The 24,282-nt window shown below is 72.5% G+C and carries 2 protein-coding genes; both read left to right on the top strand.

Annotated features, from left to right (window positions below):
• Window positions 1-21: 21 nt before the first annotated feature.
• Window positions 22-1,467 carry a cytochrome P450 gene (locus ACFY2L_RS35395; RefSeq protein ID WP_390824384.1) on the top strand — a complete coding sequence of 482 codons (1,446 nt, stop codon included), beginning with the start codon at window positions 22-24 and terminating at the stop codon, window positions 1,465-1,467.
• Between the two features lie 352 nt (window positions 1,468-1,819).
• Window positions 1,820-24,217, top strand: a complete 22,398-nt coding sequence (locus tag ACFY2L_RS35390; protein ID WP_390824383.1) for an SDR family NAD(P)-dependent oxidoreductase — start codon at window positions 1,820-1,822, stop codon at window positions 24,215-24,217.
• The last annotated feature ends 65 nt before the right edge of the window (window positions 24,218-24,282 follow it).

The raw sequence follows: 24,282 nt of genomic DNA, 5'->3' as shown, positions 1-24,282 counted from the left end.
TCCGCAGACCAGGAGACATCCGTGACCGACGTTCGAACGACTCCCGAGTCGGCTGCGCCGACCGAGTCCATACCCACCCCGGACTCCCTGGGACTGAAGGAGATGCGCGAGGTCATCCGCAACATCCCGGGCTACATGTCCCGACTGCGCGACAAGCACGGCCCGGTCGTCCGCATTCCGATGGGAAAGGACGAGGTCTTCCTCCTCAGCGACTTCGACGTCGTCCAGGACGTCATCGTCGCCTCCAGCCGCCGCTTCGACAAGGACACCAAGAAGACCGGCCCCGGTCCCGACGACTGGGGTGCCAACCTGGAGACCATCCTGGGCCGCAATGTCCTGGGCAAGGGCCTGGTGACCAGCGTCGGCACCTACCACCGCAGGCAGCGACGGCTCATCCAGCCCGTCTTCCACCGCAAGCGCATCGCCGGATACGGCTCCGCCTTCGCCGCCATCGCGGACGAGGCCTCCGCCGGGTTCACCGACGGCGAGAAGTTCAACTTCCACGAGTCCATGTACGAACTCGCGCTCGGCATGGTCACCCGCACCCTCTTCGACGTCTCCCTCGAAAGCGAGGCCGCCGAGAGCATCCGCACCGCCTTCCCCCGCGAAGGCGGCCCACTGCGCTGGGAGCTGAGCCCCTTCGGCAAGATCCTGCTGCGGCTCCCGCTGCCCGCGAACCGCCAGCTGAAGCGCGGCCTGAAGAACATCGACGACATCGTCTACGCCATGATCGAGGAGCGGCGCCAGGGGTCCGGGGACGGCGCGGACCTGCTGTCCGTACTCCTGACCGTCACCGACGCCGACACCGGCGAGCACCTCACCGACCTGGAGGTGCGCGACGAGGCCGTCACCCTGCTGATGGCCGGCCACGAGACCTCCTCGGGAGCCCTGACCTGGGCGTACCACCTGCTCGGCACCAACCCCGAGACCCGCGAGCGACTGCACTCCGAAGTCGACGAGGTCCTCGGCGACCGCCTGCCCACCGTCGAGGACCTGCCCGACCTGAAGTACGCGGACGCCGTGTACTCCGAGGCGCTGCGCCTGTACCCGCCGGCCTGGAACCTCGTCCGGCGTTCCCTGGAGGACTACACGGCCAACGGGTTCCACATCCCCCGCAACAGCGTGGTCATCTGCAGCCCCTACGTCCTGCACCGCGATCCCGCCTGGTGGCCCGAGCCGGAGCGGTTCGCCCCCCAGCGGTTCCTGGCCGACGCCGACCCGTCCGACCCGCTGGCGGGCCACGCCAAGGCCGCGGGCCGCCCCCGGCTGGCGTACCTCCCCTTCGGCGCCGGACCCCGGCAGTGCATCGGCAACGTCTTCGCTCAGATGGAAGGCGTCATGGCACTGGCGACCCTCAGCCGCCACTGGGAGTTCGAACCGGTCGACAAGGGCCCCGTCCGGGTCGCGAGCGACATCACCCTGCAGCCCCGCGGCGGCCTCGAGATGATCGCCCACCGCAGGCGCTGAAGGCCGCTGACCAGGGCCGAAGAAGTAGAAGTCTCCCTAGATCGCGAGCTGCCCACGGGACTGATCCCCCGGGCAGCCGCCAGTATGACGAACACCGGAACCATCGATCGCATCGCAATCATCGATCGTCTCGCAGGTCGCGCGGGAGTCGGATCCGGCCGGAATCCGCGGCCGGAAGCAGAGCCGGATCCGTAGGGCGGAGGCAGTGGCCGTGTTGCCAGAAGACGCACACGCACAGGACAACGCGTCGGAGTTTCTTCAGGGACCCGAGAACACTCGGGAAGGGGACGCGATGCGGGGGCCGGAACGCCTGCCGGGGGAAACGGTCCCGATCTCGTCGGAAGCCGAGAACGTGAAGGCACTCGAGAACGCCGTAGCCGTCGTGGGAATGTCCTGCCGCTTTCCCCAGGCACCCGACCCCGCCGCCTTCTGGCGCCTCCTGACCGAGGGCGAGAGCGCCGTCACCGAAACCCCCGAGCACCGCCGGGACGCGCTCGCCGCACCCGACCCGGCCGCCCCCGGGACCGTCCGGCGCGGCGCCTACCTCGACCACGTCGACCGCTTCGACCCCGGCTTCTTCGCCATCTCGCCGCGCGAGGCCACGGCCATGGACCCCCAGCAGCGCCTGGTCCTCGAACTCGGCTGGGAGGCCCTGGAAGAAGCCGCCGTCGTCCCCGCGCGGCTGCGCGGCAGCCGCACCGGAGTCTTCGTCGGCGCCATCTGGGACGACTACGCCTCCCTCGCCCGCCGCCTCGGCCCCGAGACCGTCGGCCGGTACACCCTCAGCGGCCTCAACCGAGGCATCATCGCCAACCGTCTCTCCTACGTCCTCGGCCTGCGCGGCCCCAGCCTGACGGTGGACGCCGGCCAGTCCTCCTCCCTCGTCGCCGTCCACCTGGCCTGCGAGAGCCTGCGGCGCGGCGAGTCCGAACTCGCCCTGGCCGGCGGCGTCAACCTCACCCTCGCCCCCGACAGCGCCCTCGCCTCCGCCGGCTTCGGCGCCCTCTCCCCGGACGGCCACTGCTACACCTTCGACGCACGCGCCAACGGCTACGTACGCGGTGAGGGCGGCGCCCTGGTCCTCCTCAAACCCCTCGCCCGGGCCCTCGCCGACGGTGATCGCATCCACTGCGTCATCCGCGGCAGCGCCACCAACAACGACGGCGGCGGCGACGGCCTGACCGCACCCCTGCGCGAGGCCCAGGAGGAGGTGCTGCGCCTCGCCTACCGCCAGGCCGCCGTGCACCCCGCCGACGTCCAGTACGTCGAGCTGCACGGCACCGGCACCCGGCTCGGCGACCCCATCGAGGCCGCCGCGCTCGGCGAGGTCGTCGGCGGCGCCCGGACCGACGGGACCGCCCTGCTCGTCGGCTCCGTCAAGACCAACATCGGGCACCTGGAGGGCGCGGCCGGTGTCGCCGGGCTCGTCAAGACCGTCCTCTCCCTCAGCCACGGCCGGATCCCCGCCAGCCTCAACTTCGAGAAGCCCAACCCCGCCATCCCGCTCGACGCCCTCAACCTGCGGGTCACCACCGAGCCCCAGCCCTGGCCCGACCAGGACGGCCCGCGGCGCGCGGGCGTCAGCTCCTTCGGGATGGGCGGCACCAACTGCCACGTCGTGCTGGAGGAATGGCCCACCCCCGCGTCCACCGGGACGCCTGACGCCGGGACACCGACGGCCCACCCGGAGCCGGAAACGGCCACCCCCGATGCCGCTGGTCTGCCGCTGCCGTGGATCATCTCCGCCCGGACCCGCAAGGCGCTGCGCGGCCAGGCCCGCCGGCTGCTCACCCGTCTGGAGACCGACCCCGCCGCGGACCCGGCCGACGTGGCCTACTCCCTGGCCGAGACCAGGACCCGCTTCGAACACCGCGCCGTCGTCCTCGGAAGGCACCGCGAGGAACTGCTGCGCGGTCTGACCGCCCTCGCGACCGGCACCCCGTCGAACGACGTCGTCACCGGCAGGGCGGCCGACAGGGTTCGGGCGGCCGACACCGGCCAGGTGGCTGAACGCCCTCGCACCGCCTTCCTCTTCGCGGGACAGGGCTCTCAACGCCTGGGAATGGGCCGGGAGTTGTACGAGACGTATCCCGTCTTCGCCGAGGCCTTCGACGCCGTGGACCGGGAACTGCCGTTCAGCCTGCGGGACGTGGTGTTCGGTCGCGGACAGGACGACACCGTGTCCGCGGCGCGGCTGAACCGGACCGAATACACCCAGCCCGCCCTCTTCGCCCTCGAAGTCGCCCTCTTCCGTCTCGCCGAGTCCTTCGGCGTACGCCCCGACGTCGTCCTCGGCCACTCCGTCGGCGAGATCGCCGCGGCCCATGTGGCCGGCGTCTGGTCGCTGGCCGACGCGTGCCGGGTGGTCGTCGCCCGCGGACGGCTGATGCAGGCCCTCCCCGCGGGCGGCGCGATGGCCGCCGTGGAGGCGGCCGAGGACGAGGTGCTGCCGCTGCTGAACGACCAGGTCGGCATCGCCGCCGTCAACGGCCCCCGCGCGGTGGTGGTGTCGGGCACGGCCGAAGCAGTGGAGGAGGTCAGCGCCCGCTTCCGGGCCCGAGACCGCAAGGTGACGGCCCTGCGCGTCAGTCACGCCTTCCACTCGCCGCTCATGGAGCCGATGCTCGACGAGTTCCGCGCCGTACTCGCCGACGTCGACTACGGACAGCCCACCCTTCCGGTCGTCTCCGATGTCACCGGCCGCCTCGCGACGGCCGACGAGCTGGCCTCCCCCGACCACTGGACGCAGCACGTCCGGCGGCCCGTCCGGTTCGCCGACGGCATCCGGACACTGGAGGCACAGGGCGCCCGACGCTTCCTGGAACTCGGCCCGGACGGCACCCTGACGGCCCTGGCCGAGCAGAGCCTGGACGACGAAGAGACGCTCGCGGTCCCCGCCGTCCGCAAGGACCGCTCCGAGGCGACGGCCTTCCTCGCGGCCCTCGCGGCCCTGCACACCCGGGGCCTCCCCGTCGACTGGACCCCCCTCTTCACCGCACACCACGCCCGGCGTACCCCGCTGCCGACCTATGCCTTCCAGCGTCGCCGCTACTGGCTGCCGGACGCCGCCGCCGAGCCGGTGACCTCGGACGGCCCGCTGGCGTCCGTGGCGGCTCCCGGCTCCGACGACCGGACCGCCGCCGAAGCCGAGGACGACGTCGAAGCGACCTCGCCGCTGCACGACCGCCTGGCCGGCCTGTCCCCGCGCGACCGGCAGCGCGCCCTGCTGGAACTGGTCCAGGCGCACGCCGCGAGCATCCTCGACCACGACTCGGCGGACCAGGTCGAACCCCGCCGCACCTTCAAGGATCTGGGCTTCGACTCCCTCACCTCCGTCGACCTCCGCAACCGCCTCAAGACCGCGACCGACCTCCCCCTGCCCGCCTCCCTCCTGTTCGACTTCCCGACCCCCGAAGCCGTGGCCGGCTACCTGGACGGGCAGTTGTCCGGCGCCGTTGCCCCCGAAGCCGCCCCGCTCGCGCTCACGCGCGTGACCGACGATCCCGTGGTGATCGTCGGCATGGCGTGCCGGTTCCCGGGCGGGGTGGGCTCGCCGGACGACCTCTGGCGACTGGTGAGCGAGGGCGGGGACGCGATCGGAGACTTCCCGTCCGACCGTGGCTGGGACCTCGACGGCCTCTACGACGCGGAGCCCGGCACCCCGGGCCGCGTGTACGTGCGTGAGGGCGGCTTTCTCCATGATGCCGCCGAGTTCGACGCGGGGCTGTTCGGTATCTCGCCGCGTGAGGCGTTGGCGATGGATCCGCAGCAGCGGTTGCTGCTGGAGACGTCGTGGGAGGTGCTGGAGCGGGCGGGGATCGACCCGGCGGCGCTGCGCGGCAGCCGTACCGGTGTCTTCGCCGGCCTTGTGGAACAGGGCTATGGAGCATGCCTGCGCGATGCCGCCGAGGAGTCGGACGGCTATGTCCTCACCGGCACGACCCTGAGCGTGGCTTCGGGTCGTATCGCGTACACGTTCGGTTTCGAGGGTCCTGCGGTGACGGTCGACACGGCGTGTTCGTCGTCGCTGGTGGCGTTGCACCTCGCCGTCCAGGCGCTGCGTTCGGGTGAGTGCGATCTGGCGCTGGCCGGTGGTGTGACGGTGATGGCGGGGCCGGAGATGTTCGTGGAGTTCTCGCGGCAGCGGGGGCTTGCGGTGGACGGCCGGTGCAAGGCGTTCTCGGACGGCGCGGACGGTACGGCGTGGTCGGAGGGTGTGGGGCTGCTGTTGGTGGAGCGGTTGTCGGACGCGCGGCGCAACGGGCACCGGGTGCTGGCGGTCGTGGCCGGCTCGGCCGTCAACCAGGATGGTGCGTCGAACGGTCTGACGGCGCCGAACGGTCCTTCGCAGCAGCGGGTGATCCGGCAGGCGCTGGCGGGAGCCGGTCTGCGGCCCGCCGATGTGGACGCGGTCGAAGCGCACGGCACGGGCACCCCGCTGGGCGACCCGATCGAGGCGCAGGCACTGCTGGCGACCTACGGCCAGGAGCGTGAACAGCCGCTGCTGCTGGGCTCGTTGAAGTCGAACATCGGTCACACGCAGGCGGCGGCCGGTGTCGGCGGCGTCATCAAGATGGTGATGGCGATGCGCCACGGGGTGCTGCCCCGCACCCTGCACGTGGACGAGCCGTCCTCCCACGTCGACTGGACAGCGGGTTCGGTGGAACTGCTGACGGAGGAGTGCGCGTGGCCCGAGACGGGTCGTTCGCGGCGAGCGGGTGTCTCCTCCTTCGGAATCAGTGGCACCAATGCCCACGTGATCCTCGAAGAGGCTCCGCCCACGGAGGTCATCGCAGCGGACGAGGCGCAGGTGGTCCCAGGTGTCGTGCCGTGGGTGGTGTCCGCGGCCGGCGGTGGACTGCCGGCCCAGGCCGAGAAGCTGGCGGCCTTCGTCGAGGCGCAACCCGACCTCTCACTCCCTCACGCCGCGCTGGCGCTGGCCACCACACGCACCGCCCTGGAACACCGCGCGGTCGTCCTGGCCGCCGGCCGGGACGACTTGCTGAGGGGGCTCCACGCACTGGCGGAGGGCGCTGATGCCCCAGGACTGATCCGGGGTACGCAGACGCGGGCGGGGAAGACGGCTCTGCTGTTCGCGGGCCAGGGTTCCCAGCGTCTCGCAATGGGACGGGAGTTGTACGAGACGTATCCGGTGTTCGCGGACGCCTTTGACGCGGTGGATGCGGAACTCCCCTTCGGCTTGCGGGAGGTGGTGTTCGGGGAGGACGCCGAGCGTCTGAACCGGACGGAGTTCGCGCAACCGGCCCTCTTCGCCCTTGAGGTGGCGCTGTTCCGGCTGCTGGAGTCGTGGGGTGTGCGTCCGGACGTGCTGGTCGGGCATTCGATCGGTGAGATCGCGGCCGCTCATGTGGCGGGGGTGTGGTCGCTGGCGGACGCGTGTCGTCTGGTGGTGGCGCGGGGCCGGCTGATGCAGGCCCTGCCGTCGGGCGGTGCGATGGTGGCGCTCCAGGCCACCGAGGACGAGATCCTGCCCCTCCTCGACGACGAGGTGGGCGTCGCGGCGGTCAACGGACCTCGTGCGGTGGTGATCGCCGGTGCCGCGCATGCCGTGGAGAAGGTCGCCGCCCATTTCCGGGCACAGGAACGCAGGGCGACGGCCCTGCGGGTCAGCCACGCGTTCCACTCGCCGCTGATGGACCCGATGCTCGACGACTTCCGCGCCGTGGCCGAGACATTGACCTACCGCGAACCCCACCTGGCCCTCGTCTCCACGCTCACCGGGACCGCCGCGGAGCCCGCGCAGCTCATGACCCCCGACTACTGGGTGCGCCACGTCCGCCAGACGGTCCGCTACGGCGACGCCGTGCGCACCCTCGCCGGCCAAGGTGTCTCGCGGTTCGTGGAACTCGGTCCGGACGGCACACTGACCGCGCTCGCACAGGCCTGCCTGGACATGGAGGCCGACGGACCACTGCTCGTTCCCTCCCTGCGCAAGGACCGGCCGGAGGCCGAGGCGGTGCTGGCCGCGGTCGCCGGTCTGTTCACCCGTGGCGGTGATGTGGAGTGGTCCGAGGTCTTCGCCGGGACGGGCGCCCGCCCGGTCGACCTGCCGACGTACGCCTTCCAGCGCAAGAGCTACTGGCCCACCAAGGCCGGGGAAAGGTTCGACGGTGACCTCTCAGGACTCGGCCTCTCGGCCGCCGACCACCCCCTCCTCGGAGCGGCGCTGGCACCGGCCGACTCCGAAGGCGTGGTCTTCACCGGGCTTCTGTCGCTGCGGAGCCACCCATGGCTGCGCGACCATGTGGTCTCGGGCGCAGTTCTGTTCCCCGGCACCGGCTTCCTGGAAATGGTCCTTCGCGGGGCCGACCAGGTGGGGTGCGACCGGGTGGAGGAACTGACCATCGCCGTACCGCTGGCGCTCCCCGAGCACGGTGGTGTGCGGGTTCAGCTGCTGGTCAACGGCCCGGACGAGTCGGGTCGCCGTGGCGTCAGTGTCTTCTCCCGGCCGGGCGGGGCGACGGAGGACGAGGCGTGGACCCTCAACGCCACCGGTGTGGTGAGCGGCGGGACCGCGGCTGCCGGCCCGGATCGCGCGTTCGAGCGCGATCTCGGTGTGTGGCCGCCGCGGGGCGCGGTGGCGGAGCCGGTCGAGGGCGCGTACGAGGGTCTCGCCGGGCTGGGGCTGTCCTACGGCCCGGTGTTCCGAGGCCTGCGCGCGATGTGGCGGCGCGGCGACGAGGTCTTCGCCGAGGTCGCGCTCCCCGAAGCGCATGAGGAACTCGCGGACCGGTTCGGGATGCACCCCGCGCTGCTGGACTCCGTCCTGCACGCGGTCCTGCGGGGCACGTTCGGCGCCGAGAACGCGCTCAGGCTGCCGTTCTCCTGGAGCGGTGTGTCGCTGTGGGCCTCGGGCGCGCGTGCGCTGCGGGTACGCGTGGCTCCGGCGGGACCGGACGCCGTGACGCTCGAACTCGCGGACACGGCCGGCGCGGCGGTGGCCTCCGTGGACTCTCTCGTGCTGCGCGAGGCGCCCAGCGGGGTCGCACCGGCCGACGGCGGCCGGGACGGACTGTTCCAGCTCGACTGGGTGCGGATCCCGGCGGCCCCCGGACCGGTCCCTGAGGTCCACACCGGGCTCCCCGAACCGACCGGGGCCGCGGCCGGTGACCTACTGGTGCGGATCGAGCGCCCCGACGGCAGTCAGCCGTCAGCCGCCCACGCCGTCACCCGTACCGCGCTCGACCTGGTGCGGGCCTGGCTGGCGGAGGAGCGGTTCGGGGGTGGCCGTCTGGTGGTGGTGACCGAGGGGGCGGTGGCGTGGGACGGCGGGGCTGCGGATCCGGTGCTGTCGGCGGTGTGGGGTCTGGTGCGGTCGGCCCGGGCGGAGAATCCGGGGCGGTTGGTGCTGGTCGACGTGGACGGTGCGGACGAGTCGTGGGCCGTGGTGGGTGGTGCGCTGGCCTCCGGTGAGCCGGAAGCGGTGGTGCGTGGAGGAACGGTCTTCGTTCCGCGTCTGGTGCGTGCGGTGTCGGATGCGGGGCTGGCTGTGCCGGCGGGTGATTCCTCGTGGCGGCTGGACGTCGTGGAGAAGGGGACGCTGGAGGGGCTGGCGCTGTGTGCGGTTCCTTCGGTCGAGCTGGCGGAGCAGCAGGTTCGGATCGCTGTGCGTGCGGCGGGTGTGAATTTCCGTGATGTGTTGAACGCGCTCGGCATGTATCCAGGGGATGCGAGGGACTTCGGTCTGGAGGGTGCGGGTGTGGTGACCGAGGTCGGCCCGGGTGTGTCGGGGCTGGCGGTGGGTGACCGGGTGTTCGGCATGTTCTCGGGTGCTTTCGGGCCGGTGGCGGTGGCGGATGCGCGGACGGTGGCGCGGATTCCGGAGGGCTGGACGTTCGCGCAGGCGGCGTCGGCGCCGGTGGTGTTCCTGACGGCGTATTACGCGCTGACCGAGCTGGGCGTGGTGCGGCCGGGGGAGTCGGTGCTGGTGCATGCGGCTGCCGGTGGTGTGGGTATGGCGGCGGTGCAGTTGGCGCGGTATCTGGGGGCCGAGGTGTTCGGCACGGCGAGTGCCGGCAAGTGGGACACGCTGCGGGAGCTGGGGCTGGACGCCACGCACATCGCCTCGTCCCGTGACACGGACTTCGAGGCGGCGTTCCTGGCCGCGACCGGTGGCCGGGGTGTGGACGTCGTACTGGACTCGCTGGCGGGTGAGTTCGTGGATGCGTCGTTGCGTCTGCTGCCGCGTGGTGGCCGGTTCCTGGAGATGGGCAAGACGGACATCCGGGACCCGGAGGCGGTGGCTGGTGAGCACGCGGGGGTGGTCTATCAGGCGTTCGATCTGATGGATGTGGAGCCGGAGCGGATCGGCCGGATGCTGGCCGAACTCGTCGCGTTGTTCGAGGCGGGGGTGCTCAGGCCGCTGCCGGTCACCTGCTGGGACGTGCGCAGGGCTCCGGAGGCGTTCCGGTACCTGTCGCAGGCGCGGCATGTGGGCAAGGTGGTTCTGACCGTTCCGGCGCCGATGGATCGGGACGGGACGGTGCTGGTGACGGGTGGTACGGGTGGTCTGGGCGCGCTGGTGGCCCGTCGTCTGGTGACCGGGCACGGCGTGCGGCGTCTGCTGCTGGCCAGCCGGCGCGGCCTGGAAGCGCCGGGCGCATCCGAACTCGTCGATGAGCTGACGGAGTTGGGTGCCGAGGTCGAGGTGGCAGCGGTTGATGTCGCCGAGCGTGACCAGTTGGCGGCCGTGCTGGCCACGGTTCCCGACGGTCATCCACTGACTGCCGTGGTGCACACGGCGGGCATCGTCGACGACGGGGTGGTGTCGTCCCTGACCGGGGAGCGGCTCGCGAGGGTGCTGCGGCCGAAGGTCGACGCGGTGGCGCACTTGGACGAGCTGACCCGCGAAGCCGACCTCTCCGCGTTCGTCGTCTTCTCCTCGGTCATGGGCACCTTCGGTGGTGCGGGGCAGGCCAACTACTCGGCTGCCAACGCCTTCCTGGACGCTTTCGCGTCGTTCCGTCGGACTGCGGGTCTGCCCGCGATGTCCCTCGGCTGGGGTCCGTGGGCTCCCGGAGCCGGTATGACCGCTGACCTGACTGAGGCGGATCTGCGCCGCATGGCACGCGGTGGCATGGTCCCGCTGGCCCCCGACCGGGGCCTCGGCCTCCTGGACGCGGTCCTCCAGCAGGGCGCTGGACTGGAGCGGGCCGCGGTTCTGCCCATCGACCTGGATCTCGCGGGGCTGCGTCGCCGGGCGGCGGAGGAGGTTCCCGCCGTGCTGCGTGCTCTGGTGCGGATCCGTGCCCGTCGCAGGGCCGAGGCCGGTGTCGGCAACGGATCGCCGCAGGGGGATCTCAAGGCACAGCTCACGGCGGCTTCGCCGGCAGACCGCCGGCGACTCGTGTCTCATCTGGTCCAGGGCGCTGCGGCCGCCGTGCTCGGCCACGCCTCCGCCGCCGACATCGAGGTGGACCACACCTTCAAGGAACTGGGCTTCGACTCGCTGACCTCGGTCGAGCTCCGCAACCGTGTGAACGCCGCCACCGGCATGAGGCTGCCCGCCACCCTGATCTTCGACTACCCCACACCCACCGCCCTGATCCGGCACATCGGGTCAGAGCTTCTGGGAGAAGAGGAGCAGGCGGTCGTCGACGTACTGCCTGCGCCCACGAGTGTGTCCGACGATCCGGTGGTGATCGTCGGCATGGCGTGCCGGTTCCCGGGCGGGGTGGGTTCGCCGGAGGATCTGTGGCGGCTGGTGAGCGAGGGCGGTGACGCGATCGGCGGGTTCCCCACGGATCGCGGGTGGGATCTCGACGGGCTCTACGACCCCGAGCCCGGCACCGTCGGTCGTACCTACGTCCGCGAGGGCGGTTTCCTCTACGGCGCGCCTGAGTTCGATGCCGGGTTGTTCGGAATTTCGCCGCGTGAGGCGTTGGCGATGGATCCGCAGCAGCGGTTGTTGCTGGAGACGTCGTGGGAGGTGCTGGAGCGGGCGGGGATCGACCCGGCGGCGCTGCGTGGTAGCCGGACCGGTGTCTTCGCCGGCGCCATGGCCCAGGACTACGGCTCGTCGCTGCGCGGCACCTCCGAGGGAGCCGACGGCTACCTGCTGACCGGGAACACCGGCAGTGTTGCCTCGGGTCGTATCGCGTACACGTTCGGTTTCGAGGGTCCTGCGGTGACGGTCGACACGGCGTGTTCGTCGTCGCTGGTGGCCCTGCACCTGGCGGCTCAGGCCCTGCGCTCGGGTGAGTGCGATCTGGCGCTGGCCGGTGGTGTGACGGTGATGTCCACGCCGGACACGTTCGTGGAGTTCTCGCGGCAGCGGGGGCTTGCGGTGGACGGCCGGTGCAAGGCGTTCTCGGACGGCGCGGACGGCACGGCCTGGTCGGAGGGTGTGGGCCTGCTGTTGGTGGAGCGGTTGTCGGACGCGCGGCGCAACGGGCACCGGGTGCTGGCGGTCGTGGCCGGCTCGGCCGTCAACCAGGACGGCGCCTCCAACGGTCTGACGGCGCCGAACGGTCCCTCGCAGCAGCGGGTGATCCGGCAGGCCCTGGCGGGAGCCGGTCTGCGGCCCGCCGATGTGGACGCGGTCGAAGCCCACGGCACGGGCACCCCGCTCGGCGACCCGATCGAGGCGCAGGCACTGCTGGCGACCTACGGACAGGAGCGTGAACAGCCGCTGCTGCTGGGCTCGTTGAAGTCGAACATCGGTCACACGCAGGCGGCGGCCGGTGTCGGCGGCGTCATCAAGATGGTGATGGCGATGCGGCACGGAGTGCTGCCGCGCACCCTGCACGTGGACGAGCCCTCTTCCCATGTCGACTGGACGGCGGGGGAGATCGAGCTGCTGGCCGAGGAGCGTGCGTGGCCCGAGACGGGCCGCTCGCGGCGAGCGGGTGTCTCGTCCTTCGGAATCAGCGGCACCAACGCCCACGTCATCCTCGAAGAGGCTCCTCCCACGGAGGCCATCGCAACGGACGAGGCGCAGTCGGTCCCAGGCGTCCTGCCCTGGGTGATGTCCGCGGCCGGCGGTGCACTGCCGGCCCAGGCCGAGAAGCTGGCGGCCTTCGTCGAGGCGCAACCCGACCTCTCACTCCCTCAAGCCGCCCTCGCGCTGGCCACCACACGCACCGCCCTGGAACACCGCGCGGTCGTCCTGGCCGCCGACCGGGACGAGCTGCTCAACGCTCTGCGTTCACTGGCGGAGGGCCGTACCGATGCCCACGTCATCCGGAACTCCACGCAGACCAGCGGTCGTACAGCCGTCCTGTTCGCGGGGCAGGGTTCGCAACGCCTGGGCATGGGGCGGGAGTTGTACGAGGCGTTTCCGGTGTTCGCCGAGGCGTTCGACGCCGTGGACGCTGAACTGCCCTTCGGGCTGCGGGAGGTGGTGTTCGGTGAGGACGCCGAGCGTTTGAACCGGACGGAGTTCGCCCAGCCCGCCCTGTTCGCGCTGGAAGTGGCTTTGTTCCGGCTGTTGGAGTCGTGGGGTGTGCGTCCGGATGTGCTCGTCGGTCATTCGATCGGTGAGATCGCGGCCGCGCATGTGGCCGGAGTCTGGTCGTTGTCGGATGCGTGTCGTCTGGTGGTGGCGCGGGGCCGGCTGATGCAGGCGCTTCCGGCCGGTGGCGCGATGGTGGCGCTCCAGGCCACCGAGGAGGAGGTCCTGCCTCTGCTCGGTGATCGGGTGGGTGTCGCGGCGGTCAACGGACCCCAGTCGGTGGTGATTTCGGGTGCGGGGGAGGCGGTCGGGGAGATCGCGGAAGGTTTCCGTGTCCGGGGCCGTAAGGTCACGGCTTTGCGTGTCAGCCATGCCTTCCACTCCCCGCTGATGGATCCGATGCTGGAGGACTTCCGGGCGGTGGCCGCGAGTCTGTCGTACGGGCAGGCGCGGATACCGGTCGTGTCGACCGTCACCGGGGAGGTCGCGGCGGCTGAGGAGCTGGCGTCGCCGGAGTACTGGGTGGAGCATGTGCGGCGGCCGGTGCGGTTCGCCGATGCGGTGCGGTGTCTGGACGGGCAGGGCGTGTCGCGGTGCGTGGAGCTGGGTGCGGACGGCACGCTGACCGCCCTGGCGCAGGGGAGTCTCGAGGGTGACGCGGAGGGCCGTCTGCTGACCCCGACGCTGCGCAAGGACCGCTCCGAAGCCCGGTCGATCCTCTCCGCGGCAGCGGAACTGTTCGCACGAGGCGCCACGCTCGACTGGACCGCTGTCTTCGCCCGTACGACTGCTGCCGGGACGCTCGTCGATCTGCCGACCTACGCGTTCCAGCGGCGCCGCTTCTGGCCCGGTGCCTCGGCGCTCTTCACCAGGGATCTGGGTGCGGTGGGGTTGGGTGCGGCGGGGCATCCGTTGGTGGGTGCCGCGGTGGAGTTGGCCGGTGGGGATGGTCTGTTGTTGACGGGTCGGTTGTCGTTGGTTGCGCAGGAGTGGTTGCGTGATCATGTGGTGGCGGGTGTGGTGGTGTTTCCGGGGACGGGTTTCCTGGAGTTGGCGTTGCGGGCCGGTGGTGAGGTGGGCTGTGACGGGGTGGAGGATCTGACGATCGCGGCGCCGTTGGTGGTGCCGGAGCGGGGTGGGGTCCGGGTTCAGGTGCGGGTGGGTGCGGGGGACGATGCCGGCCGACGCACGCTGGAGATCCACTCCCGTCCGGAGGACCTGCCCGACGACCTCCCGTGGACCTTGCATGCGACGGGGACACTGAGTGTCCTTCCGGACTCCTCGTCCGCCGGTGGTTTCGATTTCGGTGTGTGGCCGCCGCGGGGTGCGGTGGCGGAGCCGGTGGAGGGTGTGTACGAGCGTTTCGCCGGGCTGGGGTTGTCGTACGGGCCGGTGTTCCAAGGCCTGCGTGGGGTGTGGCGTCGTGGTGGGGAGGTTTTCGCCGAGGTCGCGTTGCCGGAGGGGCAGGAGGCGGTTGCGGAGCGGTTCGGGGCGCATCCGGCGTTGGTGGATGCGGCGTTGCATGCGGTGATGTTCACGTCGGTGGTGGGGGAGGGGCGGGCGCGGTTGCCTTTCTCGTGGTCCGGGGTGTCGTTGTGGGCGTCGGGTGCGCGTGCGTTGCGTGTGCGTTTGGTGGTGCTGGGGCCGGACTCGGTGGCGTTGGAGCTGGCGGATCCGGTGGGCGGGCTGGTGGCCTCGGTGGAGTCGCTGGTGTTGCGGGAGGCGTCCGGCGGCCTGGTGGCGGCGGACGGCGGTCACGTCGACCACCTCTTCCAGACCGACTGGGTTCCCGTCCCGCTGGAGACGTCCGGGGAAGGCCCGGCGCCGGCCTCCGACCTCCTCACCGGACTTCCCGACACGGGCGTTGAGCCAGGGACGGATGTCCTGATGCGGGTGCAGCGGCCGTTCGGTCGTCCGGCCGAAGCCGCGCGCGAGGTCACGGCTGCCGTACTCGCCCACGTCCAGGCCTGGCTGGCGGAGGAGCGGTTCGACGGCGCGCGTCTGGTGTTCGTGACCGAAGGGGCCGTAGCGCTCGACGAATCGTCCCCCGATCCGGCCCTGGCGGCGGTGTGGGGTCTGGTCCGCGCGGCACGTGCCGAGGCATCGGACCGGTTCGTACTGCTCGACGTGGACGGCACGGACGAGTCCTGGGCTCTGGTACCGGCGGTGCTCGCCGCGGGCGAGCCTGAGCTGGCGCTGCGCGTCGGTATCGCCTACGCGCCCCGTCTGGTCCGCGCCACGACCGTACCGGCACTGACGGTGCCCGAGGGGCAGCCGGAATGGCGGCTGGACGCCGTGGAGAAGGGGACGCTGGAGGGGCTGGCGCTGTGTGCCGTTCCTTCGGTCGAGCTGGCGGAGCAGCAGGTTCGGATCGCCGTGCGTGCGGCGGGTGTGAATTTCCGTGATGTGTTGAACGCGCTCGGCATGTATCCAGGGGATGCGAGGGACTTCGGTCTGGAGGGTGCGGGTGTGGTGACCGAGGTCGGCCCGGGTGTGTCGGGGCTGGCGGTGGGTGACCGGGTGATGGGTCTGTTCTCCGGCTCGTTCGGGCCGGTGGCGGTGGCGGATGCGCGGAAGGTGGCCCGGATTCCGGAGGGCTGGACGTTCGCGCAGGCGGCGTCGGCGCCGGTGGTGTTCCTGACGGCGTACTACGCGCTCACCGAGCTGGGCGTGGTGCGGCCGGGGGAGTCGGTGCTGGTGCATGCGGCGGCCGGTGGTGTGGGTATGGCGGCGGTGCAGTTGGCACGGTATCTGGGGGCCGAGGTGTTCGGCACGGCGAGTGCCGGCAAGTGGGACACGCTGCGGGAGCTGGGCCTGGACGAGGCGCACATCGCCTCCTCCAGGGACACGGACTTCGAGACGGCGTTCCTCGCCGCGACCGGCGGCCGGGGCATGGACGTCGTACTGGACTCGCTGGCCGGTGAGTTCGTGGACGCGTCGCTGCGTCTGCTGCCGCGTGGTGGCCGGTTCCTGGAGATGGGCAAGACCGATGTGCGGGACCCGGAGGCGGTGGCTGGTGAGCATGCGGGGGTGGTCTATCAGGCGTTCGATCTGATGGATGTGGATCCGGAGCGGATCGGCCGGATGCTGGCCGAGCTGGTGGCACTCTTCGAAGCAGACGTCCTGCGGCCCCTTCCGGTCACCTGCTGGGACGTGCGCAGGGCTCCGGAGGCGTTCCGGTACCTGTCGCAGGCGCGGCATGTGGGCAAGGTGGTCCTCACGGTCCCGGCGCCCCTGGACCGGGACGGCAAGGTGCTGGTGACGGGTGGTACGGGTGGTCTGGGCGCGCTGGTGGCCCGTCGTCTGGTGACCGGGCACGGCGTGCGGCATCTGCTGCTGGCCAGCCGGCGCGGCCTGGAAGCGCCGGGCGCATCCGAACTCGTCGATGAGCTGACGGAGTTGGGTGCCGAGGTCGAGGTGACGGCCCTGGACGTGGCCGACCGTGACCAGCTCGCCGCCGCCCTCGCGGCCGTCCCCGTCGCGCATCCGCTGACCGCGGTGATCCACACGGCGGGCGTCCTGGACGACGGGGTAGTCGCCTCCCTCACGCCCGACCGGCTGGCGCAGGTCATGCGGCCCAAGAGCGACGCCGTCGCGCACCTGGACGAGCTGACCCGTGGCGCCGACCTGTCCGCGTTCCTCGTCTTCTCCTCCGTCGTCGGAACCTTCGGCGGTGCGGGTCAGGCCAACTACGCGGCAGCCAACGCCTTCCTGGACGCCTTCGCCGCCACCCGCCGCCGCGCCGGCCTGCCCGCGACCGCCCTCGCCTGGGGCCCGTGGGCACCGGGCGCGGGCATGACCGCCGAACTGACCGAGGCGGACCTGCGGCGCCTGGCACGGAGCGGGATGCTTCCGCTCGCCCCCGAGCAGGGCCTCGAACTGCTGGACGCCGTGCTGGAGTTGGGCGCGGGTCTGGAACGTGCCGCCGTGCTGCCGGTCGACATGGACATCACGGCGCTGCGCCGACGGGCACCGGAGGACGTTTCCCCGCTGCTGCGTGCCCTGGTGCGTAGCCATGGCCGCCGCAAGGCCGGGATCGGTGCAGGCGGTGAGGCCACGAGCCTGCGGCAGCAACTGCTCGCCCTTCCGGTGGATGAGCGTGATCGCTTCCTGCGGGGCTTCGTCTCGGCGCAGGCCGCCTCCGTGCTCGGGCACGGTTCGACGCGGGAGGTCGAGGCGGAACACACGTTCAAGGACCTCGGTTTCGACTCCCTGACCTCCGTCGAGCTGCGCAACCGCCTGAACGCCGCCACCGGCATGAGGCTCCCCGCCACCCTGGTCTTCGACTACCCCACGCCGGCCGACGTGGCCCGCTTCGTGCTCGCGGAGCTGGTGGAGGACGGCGGCACCGGCACCGTCGACGCGGCACTGCCTGCGGCGACGAGTGTGACCGACGATCCGGTGGTGATCGTCGGTATGGCATGCCGGTTCCCCGGTGGGGTCGGCTCGCCCGAGGATCTGTGGCGGCTGGTCAGCGAGGGTGGCGACGCGATCGGCGGGTTCCCGGGCGACCGTGGCTGGGATCTCGACGGCCTCTACGACCCCGAGCCGGGCACGCCCGGGCGCACGTACGTCCGCGAGGGCGGTTTCCTCTACGGCGCCTCGGAGTTCGATGCCGGGTTGTTCGGGATCTCGCCGCGTGAGGCGTTGGCGATGGATCCGCAGCAGCGGTTGTTGCTGGAGACGTCGTGGGAGGTGCTGGAGCGGGCGGGGATCGACCCGGCGGCGCTGCGCGGCAGCCGGACCGGTGTCTTCGCCGGCGCCATGGCCCAGGATTACGGCTCCGTCCTGCGCTCGGGCGAGCTCGACTCCGGCGGTTACCTCATGACCGGGAACACCGGCAGCGTGACCTCGGGTCGTATCGCGTACACGTTCGGTTTCGAGGGTCCTGCGGTGACGGTCGACACGGCGTGTTCGTCGTCGCTGGTGGCCCTGCACCTGGCGGCTCAGGCCCTGCGCTCCGGTGAGTGTGACCTGGCGCTGGCCGGTGGTGTGACGGTGATGTCCACGCCGGACACGTTCGTGGAGTTCTCGCGGCAGCGGGGGCTTGCGGTGGACGGCCGGTGCAAGGCGTTCTCGGACGGCGCGGACGGCACGGCCTGGTCGGAGGGTGTGGGGCTGCTGTTGGTGGAGCGGTTGTCGGACGCGCGGCGCAACGGGCACCGGGTGCTGGCGGTCGTGGCCGGCTCGGCCGTCAACCAGGACGGCGCCTCCAACGGTCTGACGGCGCCGAACGGTCCCTCGCAGCAGCGGGTGATCCGGCAGGCCCTGGCGGGAGCCGGTCTGCGGCCCGCCGACGTGGACGCGGTCGAAGCCCACGGCACCGGCACCCCGCTCGGCGACCCGATCGAGGCCCAGGCCCTCCTGGCCACCTACGGACAGGACCGTGAACAACCGCTCCTGCTGGGCTCGTTGAAGTCGAACATCGGTCACACGCAGGCGGCGGCCGGTGTCGGCGGCGTCATCAAGATGGTGATGGCGATGCGCCACGGAGTACTGCCCCGCACCCTGCACCTGGACGAACCCTCCTCCCACGTCGACTGGACGGCAGGGGAGATCACTCTGCTGACCGACAACACCGAGTGGCCCCAGCCCTCCGACCGGCCTCGCCGTGCCGGCGTCTCGTCCTTCGGCATCAGCGGCACCAACGCCCACGTCATCCTCGAACAGGCCCCGGCTGACGCGACCGACGAGGACAGCAGCCACCCCGACGAGACCGACAGCCGTGCCGTCCTCATCCCCCTCTCCGCCGCCGAACCCGCGGCCCTGCGAGCCCAGGCCGAACGCCTGGGGACTCTCCTGGCCTCGGACACCGAGCTGTCGCACCACGACGTCGCCCTGTCCCTCGCGACGACACGTTCCGCGCTGGAGCACCGGGCGGCGGTGGTGGCCGCGGACCGGCAGCAGGCCCTGGCCGGCCTCCGTGCCGTGGCCGAGCAGCAGACCGTCGGACAGGTGATCAGCGGCACGGCGGTCGCCGGTGGCGGCCGTACGGCCTTCCTCTTCGCGGGCCAGGGCTCACAGCGGCTGGGCATGGGCCGGGAGCTGTACGACGCGTATCCCGTCTTCGCCGAGGCGTTCGACGCCGTGGACGCTGAACTGCCCTTCGGACTGCGGGAGGTGGTGTTCGGTGAGGACGCCGATCTGCTGAACCGGACGGAGTACGCCCAGCCCGCGCTGTTCGCGCTGGAGGTGGCTCTGTTCCGGCTGCTGGAGTCGTGGGGTGTGCGTCCGGACGTGCTGCTGGGTCACTCCGTGGGGGAGTTGGCCGCGGCCCATGTGGCGGGGGTGTGGTCGCTGGCCGACGCGTGTCGTCTGGTGGCGGCGCGCGGCCGGTTGATGCAGGCGCTTCCTGCGGGTGGGGCGATGGTGTCGCTCCAGGCGTCCGAGGACGAGGTGCTGCCGTTGCTGGCGGGCCGGGAGACCGAGGCCGGCATCGCCGCCGTCAACGGTGTGGAGGCGACGGTGGTCGCGGGCACCGAGGCGGCCGTCGAGGAGATCGCCGCGCACTTCCGCGGCCTAGACCGGAAGGTCACCCGGCTGCGGGTCGGCCACGCCTTCCACTCCCCGCTGATGGAACCCATGCTCGCCGAGTTCCGTACGGTCGCGGAGAGCCTCGCGTACGGTCGTCCGCGGCTGACCGTCGTCTCGTCTCTCACCGGCGACCTCGCCGACGCCGACGACCTCATGACAGCCGACCACTGGGTGCGGCACGTCCGCCACGCCGTGCGGTTCGCCGACGCCGTTCGCCGGGTGCGTGCCGAAGGGGCCACGAACTGGCTGGAGTTGGGGCCGGACGGCACGCTCACGGCGCTGGTGCGGGCCGAGGCGCACACCGACCCCGCCGAGCCGGCGCTCTTCGTGCCCGCGCTGCGCAAGGACCGCGACGAACCCGGGACGCTCCTGACCGCCGTGGCCGAGCTGTACGTCCGGGGCACCGAACCGCGCTGGCCGGCCGTGTTCGCGGGCAGCGGCGCACGCCGAACCGATCTGCCGACGTACGCGTTCCAGCGGCAGCGCTTCTGGCCGGGTGTCCCGAGCGCCACGGCCGGAGACGCGGCCGGGCTCGGGCTCACCCCCGCCGGACACCCGCTGCTCGGCGCCGAGGTCACCCTGGCGGAAGGCGGCGGAGCCCTGCTCACCGGCAGGCTCTCCCTCAGGACCCACCCCTGGCTGCGGGACCACGCCGTGGCGGGCACGGTCCTCTTCCCGGGCACCGGCTTCCTGGAACTGGCGCTCCAGGCCGGCCTCCGTGTCGGCCGCGCCCGGCTGGCGGACCTGACGCTCGAGACGCCGCTGGTCCTCACCGAACACGACGCCGTACGGATCCAGGTCGCCGTCGGCGGCCCGGACGCGTCGGGACGGCGGACCGTGTCCGTCCACTCGCGGGCCGACTCCGCCGACGGCGAGGACCGTGCCGGGGCCGGGGCCGGGGGATGGGTGCGTCACGCGGGCGGATTCCTGGACGCGGACCTCACCGGCGAGGCGGACGGTCTCGACGGCGCGGGTCACTTCGCGACCTGGCCGCCCAAGGACGCCGACTCCGTCCCGCTGCACGGCTTCTACGACCGTCTCGCGGACGAGGGGTACACCTACGGCCCGGTGTTCCAGGGCCTGCGCGCCGTCTGGCGCCAGGGCGAGGACGTCTACGCCGAGGTCGGGCTGCCCGCCGGCCAGCAGGAGGAGGCGGGGCGCCACGGCCTGCACCCGGCCCTGCTGGACGCCGCGCTGCACGCCTGGCTTGCCGCGGACCGGGCCACGACGGGCGGCTCCGGCGACGCACCCGCCGCCGGCGGCGGGGTACGGCTGCCGTTCTCCTGGAGCGGCGCCTCGCTGACCGCGGTCGGCGCGTCCGCCGTACGCGTGCGGCTGTCGCCCGTGGACGAGGACACGATCACCCTCACCCTCGCCGACTCCGAGGGCCGTGCCGTGGCCCGCGTCGACGCCCTCACGCTGCGCGAACTGAGCGGGGACGCGCTGGCCCCCGCCGCGGACGGCCCGGTGGCGCCGCGTGACGCGCTGTTCCGGGTGGACTGGAGCGCGCTGCCCGCACCGTCCGGTCCCCTCCCCGACCGGGACGCGCGGTGGGCCCTCGTCGGACCCGGGATCGCCGGGCTCGGCGAAGCACCGGCCGGTCACTACCCGGACGTCACGGCGCTGGCCGAGGCGGTCGCCGCGGGAACGCCACTGCCGGGCGCGGTGCTCGTCGCCTGCGGTCCTTCCGGCACCGGGGGACCGGCCCCGCTGCGGGGCGCGCACGGCACCCTCGCCCCGGAGGCCGTGGACGCCACCAGGGCGGTGCTGCACCACGTCCTCTCCCTCGTGCAGGACTGGCTGGCGGACGACCGTTTCGGTGCCGCCCGGCTGGTGCTGGTGACCCGGGGCGCGGTGCCCGCCGACGGCGACCGGGCGCTCACCGACCCGGTGGCCGCCTCCGTCTGGGGGCTGGTCCGCTCCGCGCAGTCGGAGCACCCAGGACGCCTGGTCCTGCTCGACCTGGCCCCCGACGCCCCCGACGCCCCCGGGGCGATCGCCGGCGCCGCAGGCACCAGCGGGGCCGGCGGCCGGACCGACCCGGCCCCCGCGCTCGCCTCGGGCGAACCGCAGCTCGCCCTGCGCGGCGACGTCGCTCTCGTACCCCGGCTGGCCCCGGCCGGCACCGGCGGCGCACTGCTCCCGCCGCCCGGTGAGCCGGTGTGGCGGCTGGACGTCACCACGCCCGGCACCCTCGACAGCCTGGCCCTCGTCGGCTGCCCCGACGTCACCGCACCGCTCGCCCCCGGCGAGGTCCGGGTGGCGATGCGGGCCACCGGCGTCAACTTCCGCGACGTACTCGTCTGTCTGGGCATGCTCGACCGCGAGGTGCCCGGCCGCGAGGGGGCGGGCGTGGTCCTGGAGACCGGCCCGGGCGTCACCGGCCTCACCCCCGGCGACCGGGTGCTCGGACTCTTCTCCGGGGCGTACGGCCCGCTCGCCGTGACCGACCACCGGCTGCTCACACGGCAGCCGGACGACTGGTCCTTCACCGAGGCCGCCGCGGCGCCCATCGTCTTCCTCAGCGCCTACCACGGCCTGGTGGACCTGGCGGATCTGCGCCCCGGCGAGGCCGTGCTCGTCCACGCGGGCACCGGTGGCGTCGGCATGGCCGCCGTCCAGCTCGCCCGGCACCTGGGCGCAGAGGTCTTCGCCACCGCGGCCCCCGCCAAGTGGGGGACGCTGCGGGCGATGGGCCTGGACGACGACCACATCGCGTCCTCCCGTGACACCGACTTCGAGGCGAAGTTCCTGCGGGTGACCTCCGGCCGGGGCATGGACGTCGTCCTCAACTCCCTGGCCCGGGAACTCATCGACGCGTCGTTCCGGCTGCTGCCCCGCGGCGGACGCTTCATCGAGATGGGCAAGACCGACCTGCGCGACGCGCGGACCGTCGCCGCCGAGCACGAGGGCGTGGTCTACCAGGCGTTCGACCTCAGGGACGTCGACCCCGACCACACCGCCGAGATGCTGACGGCCGTGCTCGCGCTGTTCGAACAGCGGGCACTGCGTCCGCTCCCGGTCACCACCTGGGACGTACGGCGGGCCCCCGAGGCCTTCCGCCACCTCAGCCAGGCTCGGCACACCGGAAAGATCGTGCTCACCGTCCCCGAGCTGCCCGTCGACCTCGCCCGCACCCCGGCCGACGCCGGACGCACCGGAGACTCGGCCACGGCCGGACACCCGGCCACAGCGGTACACCCGGCCACGGCCGGACACTCGGCCACAGCGGTACACCCGGCCACGGCCGGACACCCGCTCACCGCCGGACGCACCGAAAACGCCGAAGGCCCGGCCCCCGCCGGACGCCCCGGACACGCCCAAGACCCGGCCACCGCAGGACACACCGGAGAAGCCGCCCACCACGCTCGCCCCGCGGCACACCCCCGCCCCCACGGCACCGTCCTGATCACCGGCGGCACCGGCACACTCGGCGCTCTGTTCGCCCGGCACCTGGTGACCCGCCACGGCGTCCGCCATCTGCTGCTGACCAGCCGCAGCGGCCCCGACGCCCCGGGAGCCGCCGAGCTCACCGCGGAACTCACCGGGCTGGGTTCCACCGTCACCGTCACGGCCTGCGACATCGCCGACCGGAACGCCCTGGCCGGCCTGCTCGCGGCGATCCCCGCCGAGCGCCCGCTGACCGCGGTCGTGCACGCGGCCGGCATCCTCGACGACGGCATCCTCGACGCCATGACGCCCGACCGCGTCGACCGCGTCCTGCGCCCGAAGTCACAGGCCGCGTGGAACCTGCACGAACTGACCCGCGACCTGCCCCTTTCGGCGTTCGTCCTCTTCTCCTCCGTGGCCGCCACCTTCGGCAGCCAGGGACAGGCCAACTACGCCGCCGCCAACGCCTTCCTCGACACCCTGGCCCAGCACCGCAGGGCCCAGGGACTGCCCGCGCTCTCCCTGGCATGGGGCCTGTGGGAGACCGACGACGGCATGGCCGGCACCCTCGGCGCCGCCGACCTGCGGCGCATCGGCCGCATGGGCCTCGCCCCGCTCCCGGCGGAGGAGGGCCTCGCCCTGTTCGACGCGGCCCTCGCCGCCGACCAGGCGCTGCTCCTGCCCACCCGCCTCGACCTGGCCGGGCTGGAACGCCGCGGCGCCGAACCTCCCGCCCTGCTCAAGGCGCTGGCCCGGACCCCGGTCCGGCGGGCCGCGGCGGACACCGCCGGCCCGGCGAGCGGCACCCAGGACGGCGGAAGCGGTACGGGGCTGTCGTTCACCGAGCAGCTGCGCCCGCTCCCCGCCGAGGAACGGCAGCGGGCCGCTCTGGACCTGGTCCGCACCCACACCGCGGCGGTCCTCGGGCACTCCGACCCCGAAGCGGTCGACGCCGACCGGCCGTTCAAGTCGCTGGGCTTCGACTCGCTCACCGCGGTCGAGATGCGCAACCGGCTCGGTACGGCGACCGGGCTCACCCTGCGGGCCACGCTGATCTTCAGCTATCCGACGCCCGCGGTCCTCGCCCGTCACCTGCTGGACCAGTGCGCACCACCGGACGAACGGCCGGCCGACGTCCTCCTCGCGGAACTCGACAAGCTCGAATCCGTCATGGCCGACGCGCACCGCGCGGCCGACGGCGCGGAGAGTGACGGCGCGCTCGACGACAAGGTGACCGCCCGACTGCGGGACCTGCTGGCCCGGTGGACGGGCGGCAAGAGCGGCACGGACGGCACGAACGGCACGAACGGCACGAACGGCGCTGACGGCACCACGACGTCCGCCACCGGACTCGAATCCGCGACGGACGACGAGATGTTCGACCTCATCAACAAAGAGCTGGGCATTTCCTGACCCCGACCCACCCCGGACCGCTCAGGACCCGACGTCTCCGGACCCCCTCGGGGCTCCTCCTAGGA

Source organism: Streptomyces sp. NPDC001381 (assembly GCF_042895685.1).
GTDB lineage: Bacteria > Actinomycetota > Actinomycetes > Streptomycetales > Streptomycetaceae > Streptomyces.
Note: the sequence above shows the minus strand (reverse complement) of the source record. Positions and strands in the feature narration are given on the sequence as shown.